This window comes from Pseudomonas sp. NA-150 (assembly GCF_044336365.1).
Taxonomy (GTDB): Bacteria; Pseudomonadota; Gammaproteobacteria; order Pseudomonadales; family Pseudomonadaceae; genus Aquipseudomonas.
On sequence record NZ_CP172305.1, the window covers coordinates 1,817,850 to 1,832,578 of the forward strand.

At 58.6% G+C, this 14,729-nt stretch carries 17 protein-coding genes; 9 read left to right on the top strand and 8 right to left on the bottom strand.

All coding sequences use genetic code 11. The features are described 5' to 3' along the window. Positions 1-3 precede the first annotated feature (3 nt). From ACF0H7_RS08675 to ACF0H7_RS08685, 3 genes are all read right to left on the bottom strand, one after another. Positions 4-369: a transporter gene (locus ACF0H7_RS08675; RefSeq protein ID WP_397452353.1), complete on the bottom strand. Its 366-nt coding sequence runs from the start codon at positions 367-369 to the stop codon at positions 4-6. Next, entirely contained in the window at positions 366-1,589 is a 1,224-nt protein-coding gene (locus tag ACF0H7_RS08680; protein ID WP_397452354.1) for a GNAT family N-acetyltransferase, read from the bottom strand. The genes ACF0H7_RS08675 and ACF0H7_RS08680 overlap by 4 nt, the downstream gene beginning before the upstream one ends. A 962-nt stretch (positions 1,590-2,551) precedes the next feature. Next, positions 2,552-3,220 (bottom strand): TetR family transcriptional regulator, encoded by a 669-nt coding sequence (locus ACF0H7_RS08685; protein ID WP_397452355.1) that lies wholly within the window; start codon positions 3,218-3,220, stop codon positions 2,552-2,554. Between the two features lie 79 nt (positions 3,221-3,299). Between ACF0H7_RS08685 and ACF0H7_RS08690 the strand changes: the two genes are divergently transcribed. Both ACF0H7_RS08690 and ACF0H7_RS08695 read left to right on the top strand, forming a co-directional pair. Further along, a complete protein-coding gene (locus tag ACF0H7_RS08690) occupies positions 3,300-4,070 on the top strand; it encodes an SDR family NAD(P)-dependent oxidoreductase (RefSeq protein ID WP_397452356.1) in 771 nt (256 codons plus the stop codon). Further along, entirely contained in the window at positions 4,067-5,560 is a 1,494-nt protein-coding gene (locus tag ACF0H7_RS08695) for an MDR family MFS transporter (protein ID WP_397452357.1), read from the top strand. Before ACF0H7_RS08690 ends, ACF0H7_RS08695 begins: the two co-directional genes overlap by 4 nt. Before the next feature lie 167 nt (positions 5,561-5,727). On the opposite strand, the gene ACF0H7_RS08700 is transcribed toward ACF0H7_RS08695, so the two are convergent. Together ACF0H7_RS08700 and ACF0H7_RS08705 are read right to left on the bottom strand one after the other, a co-directional pair. Then, complete coding sequence (locus ACF0H7_RS08700) at positions 5,728-6,441, bottom strand: SDR family oxidoreductase (RefSeq protein ID WP_397452358.1); 714 nt, start codon at positions 6,439-6,441, stop codon at positions 5,728-5,730. A 228-nt stretch (positions 6,442-6,669) separates the two neighbouring features. Further along, on the bottom strand, positions 6,670-7,581 hold the full coding sequence (locus ACF0H7_RS08705) for a LysR family transcriptional regulator (RefSeq protein WP_397452359.1): 912 nt from the start codon (positions 7,579-7,581) through the stop codon (positions 6,670-6,672). Positions 7,582-7,679: 98 nt separating this feature from the next. On the opposite strand from ACF0H7_RS08705, the gene ACF0H7_RS08710 reads away from it, so the two are divergent. Together ACF0H7_RS08710 and ACF0H7_RS08715 are read left to right on the top strand one after the other, a co-directional pair. Beyond that, positions 7,680-8,786 (top strand): L-dopachrome tautomerase-related protein, encoded by a 1,107-nt coding sequence (locus ACF0H7_RS08710; RefSeq protein WP_397452360.1) that lies wholly within the window; start codon positions 7,680-7,682, stop codon positions 8,784-8,786. After that, complete coding sequence (locus ACF0H7_RS08715; protein ID WP_397452361.1) at positions 8,779-9,552, top strand: glycine betaine ABC transporter substrate-binding protein; 774 nt, start codon at positions 8,779-8,781, stop codon at positions 9,550-9,552. The genes ACF0H7_RS08710 and ACF0H7_RS08715 overlap by 8 nt, the downstream gene beginning before the upstream one ends. Positions 9,553-9,556: 4 nt before the next feature. Here the strand turns inward: ACF0H7_RS08715 and ACF0H7_RS08720 are convergent, their stop codons facing one another. Genes ACF0H7_RS08720 through ACF0H7_RS08730 form a run of 3 tightly spaced genes read right to left on the bottom strand, consistent with a single transcriptional unit; the run spans position 9,557 to position 10,678 of the window. Then, positions 9,557-9,748: a hypothetical protein gene (locus ACF0H7_RS08720; RefSeq protein WP_397452362.1), complete on the bottom strand. Its 192-nt coding sequence runs from the start codon at positions 9,746-9,748 to the stop codon at positions 9,557-9,559. Further along, entirely contained in the window at positions 9,741-10,526 is a 786-nt protein-coding gene (locus ACF0H7_RS08725) for a LysR substrate-binding domain-containing protein (protein ID WP_397452363.1), read from the bottom strand. The genes ACF0H7_RS08720 and ACF0H7_RS08725 overlap by 8 nt, the downstream gene beginning before the upstream one ends. Beyond that, entirely contained in the window at positions 10,499-10,678 is a 180-nt protein-coding gene (locus ACF0H7_RS08730; RefSeq protein ID WP_397452364.1) for a LysR family transcriptional regulator, read from the bottom strand. The genes ACF0H7_RS08725 and ACF0H7_RS08730 overlap by 28 nt, the downstream gene beginning before the upstream one ends. Positions 10,679-10,788: 110 nt before the next feature. Between ACF0H7_RS08730 and ACF0H7_RS08735 the strand changes: the two genes are divergently transcribed. The 5 genes from ACF0H7_RS08735 to ACF0H7_RS08755 all read left to right on the top strand — a co-directional run bounded on the left by ACF0H7_RS08735 (position 10,789) and on the right by ACF0H7_RS08755 (position 14,573). Next, complete coding sequence (locus ACF0H7_RS08735; protein WP_397452365.1) at positions 10,789-11,913, top strand: alkene reductase; 1,125 nt, start codon at positions 10,789-10,791, stop codon at positions 11,911-11,913. Further along, positions 11,901-12,443 (top strand): ester cyclase, encoded by a 543-nt coding sequence (locus tag ACF0H7_RS08740; protein WP_397452366.1) that lies wholly within the window; start codon positions 11,901-11,903, stop codon positions 12,441-12,443. Before ACF0H7_RS08735 ends, ACF0H7_RS08740 begins: the two co-directional genes overlap by 13 nt. A 312-nt stretch (positions 12,444-12,755) precedes the next feature. Continuing rightward, positions 12,756-13,025 carry a hypothetical protein gene (locus tag ACF0H7_RS08745; RefSeq protein ID WP_397452367.1) on the top strand — a complete coding sequence of 90 codons (270 nt, stop codon included), beginning with the start codon at positions 12,756-12,758 and terminating at the stop codon, positions 13,023-13,025. Next, a complete protein-coding gene (locus ACF0H7_RS08750; RefSeq protein WP_397452368.1) occupies positions 13,022-13,519 on the top strand; it encodes a sigma-70 family RNA polymerase sigma factor in 498 nt (165 codons plus the stop codon). Before ACF0H7_RS08745 ends, ACF0H7_RS08750 begins: the two co-directional genes overlap by 4 nt. A gap of 37 nt (positions 13,520-13,556) precedes the next feature. Beyond that, positions 13,557-14,573: a FecR family protein gene (locus ACF0H7_RS08755; protein WP_397452369.1), complete on the top strand. Its 1,017-nt coding sequence runs from the start codon at positions 13,557-13,559 to the stop codon at positions 14,571-14,573. Positions 14,574-14,729: the final 156 nt, after the last annotated feature.

Sequence of the window (14,729 nt, forward strand, 5' to 3'; positions counted from 1 at the left end):
CCTCTAGACGGAAACAATGGCGACTCCGATTGCGATCAGTCCCATTGCCAAAATGGTTCGCAGGCCGACTTTCTCGCCAAGGATGAAGCGACTGGCGAAAACGACGCCACAGTAGCTCAGGCTCAGTACCGGAAAGGCCAGGCTGAGCGGTGCCAGCGTCAGCACCGCAAGCCACACGGCGAATTCCAGCGTATAGGTTGCGACGCCCAAGCCAATCCAGGGATTGCCGAGGACCGCACCCCAGAATGCAAGGGGACCATCGCCCGAGTCGTCTTGCGGGATCTTGGCGAGCCCGTGCTTGAAGCAGAGCTGGCCGACGACTTCCAATACGATGGCTGCCGCCAGTAGCAGATAGGAAAGGATACTCATTTGGTGGGGATAGCACTCATACCGGAAGAATACACATTGCCGTCACCCGGCTCGAGCGCTGCTCTTTCGATGACATCGGGGTGCGCATCGAGGTACACCGCCAAGTCCGGATCCAGCGTGCGCCAGGACACGTCAGCGCAGACCCGGGCAAAGAGGTAATTTATCAGCGGATTACGGTGGTGGACGTAGTTCCACAAAGGCAGCAGTTGATGGCCCAGATCGAGCTTTGGGCGGTAGCCGGTCTGGCCCGAATGCAGCAGCTTCGCATCGGTTGTGGCCGCCCAGTCGTAAGCGGCGGCGAACAGCCGAAAATACAGAAAGCTGCTTTCACCTAGCATATAGTCGATGCCGATGAACTGATTGATCAGGCGGGGGCCCTGCTTCAGCATCAGCATGAACGCCTCGGCCCGCCCACTGGGCTCCCCACGCAGAACCACGAACACGGCCTCCTCGCATGCTGCGATGGCTCGAAAATAGTCGATGCTGAGCCGTTCGAAATGGGTCGTCGCCTTTTCGTAGGTCTGCTGGAACAGGGCGAACAACTCTTGCAGCTCCTCATCCGAAGGTTGGCTGACGACAGAGACGACGACCGGGCCGCCTTCATCCCCACGCCGCAGCTTCTTGCGCATCTGGTGTCGACGCGAGGACTTCTGTTTGGCAAGAAGCGCTTCGAAGCCGCCTGGTAGGATGGGCACCACGGTGCCGGGGAACGACACCATGCGGAACGCCCGGCGTGAGGCGGCCAGGGGGTCCAGGGCCGCGCACGCGGATTGCTCAAAGTCCTTCCAGGTCAACAGCGGCGCGCCGAGCTGGTTGGCCTTGGCCCTGGCCGCCTCGTGAATGAGCAAAGCCACATCGGCCAGTCTCACAGACGCATCGAGCCCGATGGCCCCCTCTTCGTCGGCGACGCTACCGATGAAGAACGTGCGCTGATAACGCAGCCGCCGCAGCCACCCAACCGCTACCAGGTCGAGCACGCGCATCAGAGCCGGAGGTGCCACCAGTTTCATCGGCAAGTCGAAGACGAATGCGGGGACGATACCCACCGGCTCTCCATCGCGAAGCAGCAGGCCGTACAGAAAGCGGAACTGGTCATCAAGCTTCGACTGTTCCAGCGTGCGGAACCAGAACAGACCTTTCTGTCCTTCCTTGAAGCAGCGGCGCCAGATGTTCTCTTCGATGTCCTGCGAGCGGGAGAGCCAGTGTATGGTGAAAGACATCGATCAGGATCTCGACCATGGAGTGGTTGATTGGGTTGGCTCTTGAACGCTGAATCAGGGTCAAGCTTTGGCGCCTTGGCTTAGAGCGTGACCGAAAAAGAAGTTGGCTGATATCAGCCATTAGTAATTCATTCGGTGTTGCGGCGCCTCAACGGAGGATTACATGTGGCCCGATGCCGCCGCGAGCACTATGTTCGAAGTGGCTGGCTTTTGCCAGTCGGTTTGACAGATGCCGAATGGGCGGTTCCCGTGCTGCTGTTTCCAACCCGCAGCCGGTGTGGAGCTATCGGCAGATTGTTGAAGCTGTGCTCTACCTGCTGCGGGTGGCCTGAACCGCGCCGAGCTGGAGTGCGTCCAGCACTACAAGCTGTAGGCCTTCGGAAAAGATGAGAATACGTGGCTTTATAAATCATTGAGTTATGCATTTTTTCTGCAAGAGGGAGCGGCCGAACTAGTCAGAAAAGATGATAAAAGATGACAAGTCTTGCAGAAAAGTTGCACCACTCCGGTTGGAGGGAATTGTATTGGTTCCGTCACGAAGGTTTCTGGCAGCAGATGGTGAGGGCGATGGTCGCCAGCCCAGCGACAACACCGGTAGCATCCAGCCTTCTCAAGGCTGTCAGGCATTCGAAATAGATACCCCTTGCCAGCTCATGGCTCCAGGTGCGCGGTCAAAAAAGTGTCCGTGACTGAACGCGACCCCTGGCGAAAGACATGGGATGATCCCGGTCTTGCTTGACTGAATTCCTCAGGGCGTGAAGCGGCCGCTCACTTGGAAGCTCATATCGTCCAGGCACTCCGGCAGCAGCGTCACTTGCGTCCGAGTCTCACCTTCGATGAATCGCTTCACGCCCGCCACCGATACGATCTCGGGGATCAAAAGGCTAGACAATCACCGGTGTTTTTACACAGACCGGACCCAGAGCAGACGATTATCTGTGTCTACGAAAAACTCTAGGCAATCAGTTCCTGGTTTTGGACGCAACATTGTCGAAATTTCCGTCCGACTCAGGCGGGTGAGCAACGCAAGACTGTATGGCATTAATCACCAATGTCACAGACTCGTCTAACAAGGGGGGGGCGAGATCCGGTGATTTAAGTAAATGCCGCATAGTGGCAAGTCCAATCACATAGGAACCTATCAACGCAGCTCGCACGTTGGCGTTTCTGCCGCCCAACGTTTGTGCCAACGGTTGTACAAACTCTTTTTGGAAACGATTCGATACGACGGTTGAGGTCTCGGGGCTTGCCGCGGCCAGCAATAGCAGACTCAACGGATTGAAGCCGTCATCCTCAGGAGTAGGTTCATCGTTCAGCACCTGTTCGACCAAGAATGCACCGATGCCGTTCAGGTCAGTAGGCAAATGCTCTTCAACGTTGAAGGCCCCCTGAATGATTTCGGCGAACAATTGCTCCTTACCACCAAAGTAGCGGCTTACCAGCGCAGCATCCACACCTGCCTCTGCGGCAATCTCCCGTATGCCAACATTCTCATAACTTTTGCATGAAAAGCATCGCCGCGCGGCACTGAGAATGCGCAGTCGTGTTTGCGAAGCGTTTCGTGCACGAACAGTTTGTTGCAGCGTGTGCGCATTCGGGTCGGAGGCGGTTAACTGTTTTTTTGGGTTCATTGGATCATCTTGTCATCAGTCGTTGACATTGGCAAATTCGTCGTGTGATATTAAAGTCATCAAATGATGACTTACTTCTATGGACGATCATTTCATGACAGAAACGCTGCTCAAACTCTCTGGCAAAGTCGCACTGATAACTGGTGGTTCCAGCGGTATTGGTTTGGCAACAGCGCATCTGATGCATGCGCAAGGGGCATCGGTGGTGATCGTTGGACGCGATGCCACAAAACTCGATGAAGCGTTGCTCACCATCGGACCGAGAGCCTCAGGTGTGGTGGCCGATGTATCCAGCGTTGCCGATATTGACCGCGTAATGGCCGCCGTATCGGAGCGTCATGGTCATATCGACGTTTTGTTTGCCAATGCTGGAACTTCACACAATCCACCACTGAGGGAGGTGGACGAAGCTGCGTTCGACTCCATGATCGGGCTCAACTTCAAGGGTGTGTTTTTCACTGTCGCGCGGGCGCTGCCACTGCTTGCGAATGGCGCTTCTGTGATCCTGACCGGATCGGCCGCCGCGGACATGGGGCGATGGGGTGACCCGTTATATGCGGCGACCAAGGCGGCCGTGCGTAGCCTGGCTCGTACATTTGCCAACGATGAAGAACTGACCCTCAGACGTGTGCGGTTCAACGTGTTGAGTCCCGGGGCCATCAAGACCCCTCTGACACAGGGAGCCTATGAGCAACCTGACGTGGATGCCTACGTCTGCGCCGCAGTGCCGATGAAGCGTTGGGGAAACGCTGAGGAAATCGCCAGTGCTGCTCTATTCCTCGCTTGTGCTGATTCGTCCTATATGACGGGCAGCATTCTCGCCATAGACGGTGGGATGGCCCAGGTTTGAAAGATCTCAATTTGAGAAAAACTGATATGCCCAGCGCAGACTCCCGCTCTATCAATGCAATACCGCCCGCGACAAGGGGCGTCATTTCTGCCGTGCTATGGCCGTTGATGTTGGTGTTATTCATTTCCACCCTTGATCAGACCATTATCGCCACGGCCTTAGGCCGGATCAGCGAGGAGCTCGGCGATAGTGTAAACACTCCCTGGATCGTAACGGCCTATTTGCTCACGAGCGCCATTAGCACACTTATTTTTGGCAAGCTTGGCGACATGTATGGTCGGAAAAAGGTGTTTCAGGTCGCCGTCGCGCTCTTCGTCGCTGGTTCAGCTTTGTGTTCGTTAGCGCCAACCATGCTGTGGTTGATCGGGTTTCGTGCATTGCAAGGCGTAGGCGGTGGAGGTCTCAACTCTTTGGTCATGGCAATCATCGGGGATCTGGTTTCGCCACGGGAGCGCGCGCGTTATCAGGCCACGCTGGGGATAGTCCCGGCCATAGCAATTATCCTGGGGCCGGTGCTGGGTGGGTTGATTGTTGATCACTGGAGTTGGCAGTGGATATTTTTGATCAATGTGCCAATCGGTTTGCTGGCCTTCTGCATGATTGCCGCCCGCTTACACCTGCCCGCTCGCACAAGCACACACCGATTGGATATTGCGGGCGCGCTTCTTTCGATTCTTTTCACCACCTCGTTTCTGGTTGTCATGGTTCAGGGAGGGAACGCGTTTGCATGGGGGTCATGGCAGATACTCGGGTTGGCGGCTGTCAGCCTGATTTCGCTCGTTACGTACCTGCTTTTCGAGCGCTCTGCAGCTGAGCCGATCACGCCCCTGGTGCTTTTTGCCAACCCCATATTTTCTGTGTCATCAGCGCTATTTTTTCTATCTACGGCAACGTTGTTTGTGGGCATGCTTTTTGTGCCGTTAATGCTGCAAACAGTGTTCGGGTTATCAGCCCTGGTCTCTGGCAGCAGTATTGTTCCCTTACTGCTAGGGCTGATTGTCGCAACGACCGTGACTGGGGTCGTTATTTCACGCACTGGTCGGTACAGAGCTTTCCCGATTTTGGGGGCGCTGCTTGCGGGGGCAGGGCTATACATGTTGGGGCGGGTGCATCTCACTACTGCGCTTTGGCCCATCATTTTCATCTTGACCATCATTGGTATCGGCTTGGGGTTCTTCATACAGGTTGTCGTAGTGGCCGGGCAGAACGCTGTCGAGTATCGCTATCTTGGGGTTGCGACGGGTGCGCTGAATTTTTTCAAAACGTTGGGTGGTGCCACTGGCGCCGCAACTTTTGGCGCAGTTCTGGCGAGTGGTATGGCTCACGCCACAAGTCCCGAGTTGATCCTTGTCGCCTTTCACTCAGTGTTCCAAGGCGCAACGGCAATGATGGGGCTCGCGTTGGTATTGGCATTGCTGCTTAAGAACAAACCGTTATCACCGGAGATGGTTGCGGTAGCGGAAGGACGTGTCGATGTACCTGAATATTAATTCACAGCTAGGGGCAGGCGACGCGCTGGATTTGGTGACATGTGCAATCCGTAACGCGGACTAGAAATGCCGACGGGCGAAATGACCGTTTTCGATTCTAGCTGCGTGAAAACACTGCTAATGACGCCATCGATGTCGGGCCTAAAAAGGAAGATGCGGCTACTCACTCAAGCAATGCTTGCGCCGCCGTCAACCAGTACTGTTGAACCTGTTGCATAGGGCGTGCTGGCCAGATAGACGATAGCGTTGGCGATATCTTCTGCCTGACCCACCACCTGTGCGGGCAGGCGCGCTGCGGCATTGTCGTACATGGATTGGCGAGCCTCATCGGACAGCTTCGACCATAACGGCGTAGCAATGAGCCCGGGAGAAACCGTATTAACACGGACTGGCGACAGTTCCAATGCCAGGCCTCGTGACAGCGCCTCCAGTGCGGCGTTGATCGCGCCTTGCAACACCGACGACTTACTTGGACGGCCACTGAGATAGCCTGAAACGAATGTCAGAGATCCTCCCGCTTTTATACTGACGACTCGTGCAATGCGGTAGGCACCCCAGAACTTGCTATTCATGGCGGCATACGCATCGTCCAGTGCGAGTTGTCGCACTGGTCCACCCGGTGTTTGCGCCGCTGAGATCACGACGTGATCGAATGTCTCCGCGTTGGAAAAGAACGCGCTCACGGCTACGTCATCGGTGGTGTCTAACACTACGGTACGGACGCTCGAGCCAATGCTGTTTGCAACCGTGTCCAATTTGGCCTGGTTGCGTGATGCGATGGTTATCTGCGCACCGCGTGCTGCGAACGCTTGTGCAGTAGCGGCGCCAATACCCGAACTACCGCCAACGATCAGAATTTTTGCATGGGTTAAATCATTCATAATTTGTTTCCTTTTGATGTTGGAGCTAGTTAGTGAGAGACGACAATTTCAATGATCAAGCCAGCCGCCAAATGCACCCAAGGCTGGATGTCGTTGTTTGCGTGATCCAGGTGCATGGGGATACCTAGCTCTTTCGATGAAGTGGCTCCATTGTGCAAAAGGGTTGCGGGTTTGAAAATTGGCCTGCTATTTGATGAATTATCAAAATATTTGGAAATATCGTCGTACCTAAACTAATGGAGCAGGCACCCTGTCCTGGCAGCAGGACTGCAGGAACTCCCGCAGTTTCTGCAGCGCCGGTGTCACAGCAGTACGATGAGAGCTGACCAACTGCAACGGGGCCGGCTCTCCATACGTGGTGGGAAAGATTTCTACCAACCGGCCAGCCTCGAGATCGGCGAATACATCTAGGCGTGACTTGTAGATCAGACCGAGGCCGGCCACCGCCCAGCGCCTGACTACGTCGGCATCGTCGCTGACGCGGTTGCCGGTGACCGTTACCGTTTGCGCGCCGTCGGGCAGCTGAAAGCTCCACCGTTCGTGGGTAACCTCACCCATCACATAGCGCAGGCAATTGTGCTGGCGCAGGTCGTCTGGGGTCTGCGGAGTGCCAAAGCGTTCCAGATATGCCGGTGCGGCACACAGCGTACGCAGGTTGCCGGGTGCCAGCGGCAGCGAGACCAGGCCAGAGTCGGCCAACACACCGTAGCGAATCACCGCGTCCAGCGATTGCTGGAAAAAGTCCGCGTTCTGGTCGCTGATCCGCAAATGTAGCGACAGCCCCGGATGTGATTGCTGGAATTCGTCCAGCCAGGGTGCGAGGACGTTGCGCCCGAAATCAGAGGGGGCCGAGAGACGCAAAGTGCCGCTGATTTCCCGGCGCTCCTGAGCCAATACGTGCTGGCCACCTTCCACTGCCGCCAGAATACTGCGGGCATGGGGCAGGTAGCGCTCACCGTCTTCCGACAGCCGCAGGCGCCGCGTCGAGCGCACGAACAGGCGTGCGTCCAACTCCCGTTCCAGACGTTGGATGCAGCTGCTGGCCAGCGAAGGTGTGAGGTCCATCTGCCGGGCTGCGGCAGAAAAACTGCCGGCCTCGGCGGTCTGGACGAAAATCAGAAGGTCGTCGAGTCGTAGCATTTTCGTCAAAATCCAGAAAGTGTTTGTGTAATGTGGTTGTTTTTCTATTTTTCGATGTAAATGAAAATAGCACGACTTCCACCACCTCGAGCACTCCCATGAAAGGGTTTCGTCCCGTCCTGTTTAGTCTGCTGGCCAGCGTTATGCCGCTTGCTCTGGCTGCCACGCCACCCATTTTGCAAGTCGTTGCACAAAGTAATGACACTATCTGGAACGCTGTAGCCGTGGGTGATGACGGTCGCGTCTATGTGGCGGGGCCACGCTGGACGGGCTCACGCGGCGCTTCCCTGGCGGTGGTCGATCAGCAGGGGCAGGCGCAGCCCTACCCGGATGCGGCGTGGAATACCACTAGTGATTCGGTCTCACCGACCCGGCGCTTCGTCAATGTCAACGCGATCCACCGTGACCAGCACGGGGGCCTTTGGGTGGTCGATGCTGGCGTGACTGGATTTGGCGGTGAGGTGATTCCCGGGGCGGCCAAGCTGGTGCGCATTGATTTGGCCAGCGGCAAGGTGACAAGGGTGTTGCCGTTTCCCGCCGACATTGCCCGAACTCACAGCTATATCGATGACATCCGCTTCGCTGGCAGCCATGCCTATCTGACTGACGCCGGTGAGCCGGGCCTTGTGGTCCTCGACCTGCGCACCGGAAAAATGCGCCGAGTTCTGAACAATTCTCCGTCCACCCGCGCTCCGGCTGACCGTGACATCGTGGTTGACGGCGAAACCGTCCGCACCCCAGATGGCCAGCCGCTGCATGTGCAATCCGATCCGCTGGAGGTCAGTCCAGACGGCCAATGGCTGTATTTCGCGTCGCTAGAAGGGCCTTGGTCACGCGTCGAAACGCGCAGGCTGAACGACCCTGCACTTTCGCCCGAGCAGTTGCAGCAGCACGTCAAGTCCTGGGCCGACCTGCCTCCAGTGGGCGGCACCACCATGGACGCCAGCGGCAACTTGTATTTCACTGACTTGGCGGCCAATGCCCTGCGTCGTCTAACGCCGGATCACCAAATACAGACCATTCTGGTGGACGCCCGCCTGCATTGGGTCGACGCGCCTACCCTGGATAAGCAGGGCAGGCTGTACCTGCCGGTACCGCAGATCGATCGTGCGGCAATGTTTCACAACGGTCAGTCGAAAATCCAGTGGCCGGTGCGCGTCTATCGTCTTGAGGCGGCTCAACTACAGGTAAGCCAACATGAGTAAACCAATCCGTCTTGGTTACATCGACCTGTCCTTTCATCAAGCCAGCGCGGCGGTAGTCCAGGCGATCCTGGAGCGTGAAGGGCATGAGGTCGTCGTCTCGGCCTTCCCCCATGAGGAAATGTTCCGCCGCTTCGGCAAGGAGGAGTTCGATCTGCTGGTGAGTGCCTGGTTACCGGATAGCCACGGCGCGTACCTTGAACCTCTGATGGGCGGCACCCGCAAGCTTGGGGTGCTTTACCAGCCTTACTGCATCTGGGGCGTGCCAGACTATGTGCCCGAATCGGCGGTGAGTGAAATCGCCGACCTCCTCAAGCCTGAGGTGCTGGCGCGCATGGATAGAACTCTGCAAGGCATTAACCCAGGCGCGGGCATCAGTCGTTTTTCTCAGGCCATGGTGCAGGCCTACGGGCTGGTGCAGGCGGGCTACCACTTTCAGCCAGGCAGCGAAGCGGCGTGTTTCGACGGGTATGAGCAGGCGGTCCGTGAGCAGCGCTGGTTGGTGGTGCCGCTGTGGCACCCACAATACCTGCATCATCGCTATCGTATTCGCGCATTACAGGAACCTATGGGGCTGCTGGGTGGCGCGGACGATGCGACGTTGCTGATACGCCGCGACGCCGAACCACGACTGAGCGCGCAGACCCTGGCGATCCTGGCCGACCTGCACTTGGGCAACTCCGTCGTCACCCGGATCGATCATGCCATTCGCAAGGAAGGATTGGACCCGCTGATCGCCGCTCGCGAGTGGCTGGCCTCACGTCAGTGAGGGCTCAGACTCCCGGCAACCCACTGATGCTGGCAGGTCCGCGATCCAGTATCGGCGTGTCTTCGCGATGGGCTAGTACCCACTGAGCGATCTCGTCCTTGCGGGCAAAGCACACGTCGTTGTGGGAGCGGGCATAGGTGAGGAGTCGGTCCAGCATGCGAATCCGGTTGGCGTGGCCATTAATACGGTCATGCATGCCGATCAGCATCAACGATCTCCCGCGAGGCTTTTTCGAATCGTTCACGCAGAAAGTCCAGCAAGGCTCGCACCCGTGGCGCCAGATAGCGACTTTGCGGATACAGGGCGTGTACGGGCGCTTCGGTCGAATGCCAGTCGGGCATCACCCGACTCAAGCGACCCGCTGCAAGGTCGGCGCTTACGTCCCAGATCGACTTGAGTACGATGCCGTGGCCATCGATGGCCCATTGGCGGGCCACGGCGCCGTCATTGGTCTCGCGCGCAGCCTCTAAAGGCACCTTGAATAGCAGTGATTCCTCGCCACACTGCAGTCGCCACTCGCTGGACCACCCGGTCTGGCCGGCAACGATATGATCGAAGTCGCCCAACTGAGCGGGATGGGTGGGCGTGCCCTTGCGCTTCAAATAGCTCGGCGCGGCGCACAGCACGCGGCGATTGGCCGCCAGCGGTCGTGCGATCAACGAGCTGTCCGGTGGCACGCCAAAGCGGATGACCAGATCGACATCGTCGGCAATCAGGTGCGACAGCGAGTCGGACAGCAGCAGCGCAGGGACGACCTGGGGGTAGCGTGTGGTGAACTCATCCAGCCAGGGACGCAGCACATGGCGGCCGAAGTCCGAGGTGGCGGAGACGCGAATCTTGCCGCGAATTTCCTTCTTTTCCGCCGACAGCGCCGCCCGGGCATCGTCCAGCGACTGCAACGCCTGGCGGCAGTGTTGCAGGTACAGGCGGCCTTCATCGGTGAGTCTTAACTGACGCGTCGTGCGCTCAAACAAGCGAGTCGCGAGCGAGTCGCGAGCGAGGCCTCAAGTTTGAGTAGTCGCGCGCTGGCGGCGGCAGGCGACAGGCCCAACTTGCGGCCTGCGGCAGAAAGCCCACCCAGCTGAGCCGCCTCGACGAACAGGCGGATAGCTTCAAGGTTATCCATGATTCTTCCAGTATTTTTGAAAATCCATCAAAGATTAGCCTAATTATCAAATCGAATCTCTGATCGCACACTGAGCCCATCACCTTTCATTGGCTCAGGAAACGTTCACCATGACCACACCCTCGACACTGTTTACTCCCATCACCTTCGCCGGCCTGAATGCTCCTCACCGGGTAGTGATGGCCCCCATGACTCGCGCCCGCAGCAGCCAGCCGGGTGACATTCCCAACGCCCTTAACGCTCAGTACTACGCCCAGCGTGCATCGGCAGCGTTGATCGTGACCGAGGCGAGCCAGATCTCGCCACAGGGCAAGGGCTACTCCTTTACCCCCGGCATTCATGACGAAGCGCAGTTGCAAGGCTGGCACGGCGTGACTCAGGCCGTACACGCCGAAGGCGGCCGGATCTTTTTGCAACTGTGGCACGTTGGCCGTCTGTCCCACCCCGAGTTCCAGCAAGGCGAACTGCCGGTGGCACCGTCTGCTGTAGCCTTCGACGGGCAAATCTGGAAAGTCGACCCGGCCACCGGGCAGGGCGCGATGTTCGATTGCCCGACGCCGCGGGCGCTGACCCGTAGCGAGATCGCGCAGATCGTCGAGGACTTTCGTTTGGCCGCTCGCCGGGCCATGCGTGCCGGTTTTGATGGCGTGGAGATCCACGGCGCCAATGGCTATCTGGTCGACCAGTTTCTGCGCACCACTTCCAACACGCGCACCGACGAATACGGTGGCTCGCGAGAAAACCGCCTGCGCTTTCTCAAGGAAGTGATCGACGCCGTCAGCGATGAAGTCGGTGCCGAACGCACGGCCATCCGCCTCGCGCCGTTTTTGACCGCCCGTGGCATGACGTGCCCTGACATTCTGCCGACGATCCTCGAAGCCGCCGAGTACCTGCAGGACAAGGGCATTGGTTATCTGCACCTGGTAGAAGCGGACTGGGACGACGCGCCGGTGTTCACCGAATCATTCCGCCAGGCGATTCGCCAACGCTTCACCCGCCCGATCATCGTCGCGGGAAACTATGACCGTGCCCGCGCCGAGTGGGTCATCGACAAGGGCTATGCGGACCTCGTGGCGTTTGGCAGACCGTTCGTTGCCAACCCTGACTTGCCACTGCGTCTGGCGCAAGACCTGCCGCTCGCCGCCCTTGATCACGCCAGCCTGTTCGGTGGCACTGCTGAAGGCTATAGCGATTACCCGTCCATCACCCCTGGAGAAGCCTCATGCGCTCGCTGATCACAGGCCTGTTGGCCGCCGCTGTCACTGCCACTTTCCTGAGCCAGAATGCGCTCGCCGCCGAGCCCGCGCTGGTCACCCCCAAAGTGCTGATTGCCGATCCCGGCGCCAAGCCTGAACAGGTCCAGGCGCAGACCCTCGCCGCACGCCGTTACGCGACATTCTGGTCGTCCGGCGATCCGGCGCTGGCCCGCGAGGCGCTGGCGCCCGACTTCATGGACCGTGCGCTGCCACCGGGTCGAGCACAAGGCATCGCCGGCCCCCTGGCTGCGTCGTCGGCTTTCCACGGCGCCGTGCCTGATCTGAATTGCGAAGTGCAGCAGATGATCGTTAGTGGTGATCGGGTGGTGTCGCACCTGCGCTTCACGGGGCACTTCACGGGCACCTTCAATGGGGTGAAGGGGCAGGGGCAGGCAGTGAACTTCATCGCCACCGATATCTACCGCATCGCTGATGGCCGAATCGCCGAGAACTGGCACTTGGAAGACAATCTGACGTTCCTGCAACAAATTGGTGTCGTTACTCATTGATGCCATAGCGCTTCGGACCAGCGCGTTGATTTTCCCTTGTCAGGGCGATCAGCGTCGTTGGCGTCGTCGGCACATTACGGCGAACTCGACTGAGCAAGGCACCCCTGTAGCCATTCCAGAATGAAGCCCGGTGGTTCACTACGAAGCGTTTGCGGGCCGTGTCGAAAGGCACGCTGGCACTTACTCTAAGACGCCCGCGTGCTTCTCCCTATCCGGAGGCGTCGCGTTCTGCGTCCTCCACATATGCAAGAATCCCGATGCATTGCTGATAGAACGAATGCCCGTCAGGCGGACACAGCACGACATCTCGGGATGGAGACAGCGCCGCCGGTTCCACTGACGCTTTCACGCCATATGCCCGACAAGGCGGCGCTATGGCTGAAAATTGCCGAACGTCACAACCTGATTCAACCAGATCTGGCGAGGTTGGTTGGATGGGGGTTCGGGGATTTTATCTTCCACACCGAGACCGACATTATTTCGGATACGAACAAATCACCCACCGACCAGAATCATTTGCGTGCGCAAATAGTAACCATTACTATTCGCACCCTTACCCCCTCCACTGCGCACCCCCGATGACTCTCAAGCTGCCACGCAATAAAGGCTTCCTTGACCACTATGAAGAGCTCATTGGGACATGGACCCGTCGTTTGCGCAGCCGTCATCTGGCGGAAGACCTGACCCACGATGCGTTTGTCCGGGTGCTGGAGTCCGACTCGGCAGCGGTTGAGCAACCCCGTGCCTACCTGCACCAGACCGCGCGCAATATCGCGGTGGATACCTTTCGCCGTGAAGACCGGCGGGCGTTGCTGGAGTTGGAGGCGGCTGACTATTCGTTGCCGCACACGGGTGATCCGGAGGCGTTCATGCATGCGTTGCAGCTTGCCGATTCCATCGAAAAAGCCTTGGCCGAGTTGCCGCTCAATTGCCGCAAGGTGTTTGTCTGGCAGAAGCTCGAAGGGCTGACGCAGGCGGAGATCGCCGAGCGCCTGTGCCTGAGCAAGAACATGGTGGAGAAGTATATGATCCGCACCTTGCGGCATTTGCGCGATCGGCTGGAAGCCCGGAATTGAAGCGGTTTCGTCCCATTACATTGAAGCAGGACATCCCATGAAGGAAGCGCGGGACTGTGCGTGCGGTTTGAATTCGGTACGCGATGATGCGGCGTACTGGTTCTCCCGCGTCAACGATAAGGACTTGAGTGCCGCCGAGCAGGTGGCGTTCGACACTTGGCTGAATCAGCACGCGGCGCATCGCCTCGAGTACGCGATGCTGCAACAGCTGTGGTCGGCCGCTGACCTGCTGCCCAGCGGGCGCTTGCAGGCGCTGTGTCAGCCGAACGAGCCAACGCCGCAGAATCCGCTGTTCCACCCACCCGCGTTGAACAGCCGTCCGATCGTTCGTTATGCGGTGGCCGCGAGCCTGGTGTTGGCGGCAGTGGGCGTGACCTTGTTCAGTGTGCTGAATGCGCCTTCTGCTTCTTACGCCGCGCAGTTCGCGACCGCCGTTGGTGAGCGTCGCCAAGTGGCGTTGCCGGACGGTTCGGTGGTGGACCTGAACAGCCGCACGCGGCTCGATGTGCGCTTTGAGCGGGGTCGTCGTTCCGTGGAGCTGACCCAGGGCGAAGCCATGTTCAGCGTTGCCCACGATGCCTCGAAACCCTTTGTGGTGCGGGCGGGCGCGGGGACGGTCACGGTCACCGGCACGCGTTTTGACGTGCGTCGCGACCCCGAGCAAACCCAGGTGGCGGTGGAGTCGGGCACCGTCAGGGTCAATGGCCGGGAAGGCGCGCAGGGCGAGCCGGTGATTCTCACGGCGGGCTTGGGTTCGCGCATTGATGCCAACGGCAACGTGACCCCGGCCTCGGCGATCAACACTGCCGAAGTCACCGCCTGGCGCAACGGCAAGCTGGTGTTCAACGACGTTGCGCTCAGTGACGTGGCGGCGGAAGTCTCACGCTATCGGGAGAAACCTCTGATCGTGGCAGCAGGCAAAACCAGCGCGTTGCGCCTGACCAGCGTGTTCAAATCCGACGACACCGACGCGCTGTTGGCGGCGTTGCCCAAGCTGCTGCCGGTCAACGTACGGACCCTGGCCGACGGCAGTCAGGAAATATTTTCACGATAGTTTCACAAAGCGTTCAGGTTTTTTTGAAGTTCTTCGTCTTCTTGTCCAACTGCGATTGGTTTTCATTACAAGCTGCGCAGACATTGCCCGCCTTTTGCGATCAACAGGACAAGAAACGACGTGAAAAACACCCAGCCTTCTGCGCTTCATCTCGCT

Excerpts from the sequence above, each read along its gene's own strand:
- ACF0H7_RS08700 (WP_397452358.1), bottom strand. The coding sequence starts at position 6,441 with ATGAATGATTTAACCCATGCAAAAATTCTGATCGTTGGCGGTAGTTCG.
- ACF0H7_RS08680 (WP_397452354.1), bottom strand. The coding sequence starts at position 1,589 with ATGTCTTTCACCATACACTGGCTCTCCCGCTCGCAGGACATCGAAGAG.
- ACF0H7_RS08740 (WP_397452366.1), top strand. The coding sequence starts at position 11,901 with ATGCGCTCGCTGATCACAGGCCTGTTGGCCGCCGCTGTCACTGCCACT.
- ACF0H7_RS08675 (WP_397452353.1), bottom strand. The coding sequence starts at position 369 with ATGAGTATCCTTTCCTATCTGCTACTGGCGGCAGCCATCGTATTGGAA.
- ACF0H7_RS08755 (WP_397452369.1), top strand. The coding sequence starts at position 13,557 with ATGAAGGAAGCGCGGGACTGTGCGTGCGGTTTGAATTCGGTACGCGAT.
- ACF0H7_RS08690 (WP_397452356.1), top strand. The coding sequence starts at position 3,300 with ATGGACGATCATTTCATGACAGAAACGCTGCTCAAACTCTCTGGCAAA.
- ACF0H7_RS08710 (WP_397452360.1), top strand. The coding sequence starts at position 7,680 with ATGAAAGGGTTTCGTCCCGTCCTGTTTAGTCTGCTGGCCAGCGTTATG.
- ACF0H7_RS08745 (WP_397452367.1), top strand. The coding sequence starts at position 12,756 with ATGGAGACAGCGCCGCCGGTTCCACTGACGCTTTCACGCCATATGCCC.
- ACF0H7_RS08705 (WP_397452359.1), bottom strand. The coding sequence starts at position 7,581 with ATGCTACGACTCGACGACCTTCTGATTTTCGTCCAGACCGCCGAGGCC.
- ACF0H7_RS08750 (WP_397452368.1), top strand. The coding sequence starts at position 13,022 with ATGACTCTCAAGCTGCCACGCAATAAAGGCTTCCTTGACCACTATGAA.
- ACF0H7_RS08720 (WP_397452362.1), bottom strand. The coding sequence starts at position 9,748 with ATGCATGACCGTATTAATGGCCACGCCAACCGGATTCGCATGCTGGAC.
- ACF0H7_RS08735 (WP_397452365.1), top strand. The coding sequence starts at position 10,789 with ATGACCACACCCTCGACACTGTTTACTCCCATCACCTTCGCCGGCCTG.
- ACF0H7_RS08730 (WP_397452364.1), bottom strand. The coding sequence starts at position 10,678 with ATGGATAACCTTGAAGCTATCCGCCTGTTCGTCGAGGCGGCTCAGCTG.
- ACF0H7_RS08715 (WP_397452361.1), top strand. The coding sequence starts at position 8,779 with ATGAGTAAACCAATCCGTCTTGGTTACATCGACCTGTCCTTTCATCAA.
- ACF0H7_RS08685 (WP_397452355.1), bottom strand. The coding sequence starts at position 3,220 with ATGAACCCAAAAAAACAGTTAACCGCCTCCGACCCGAATGCGCACACG.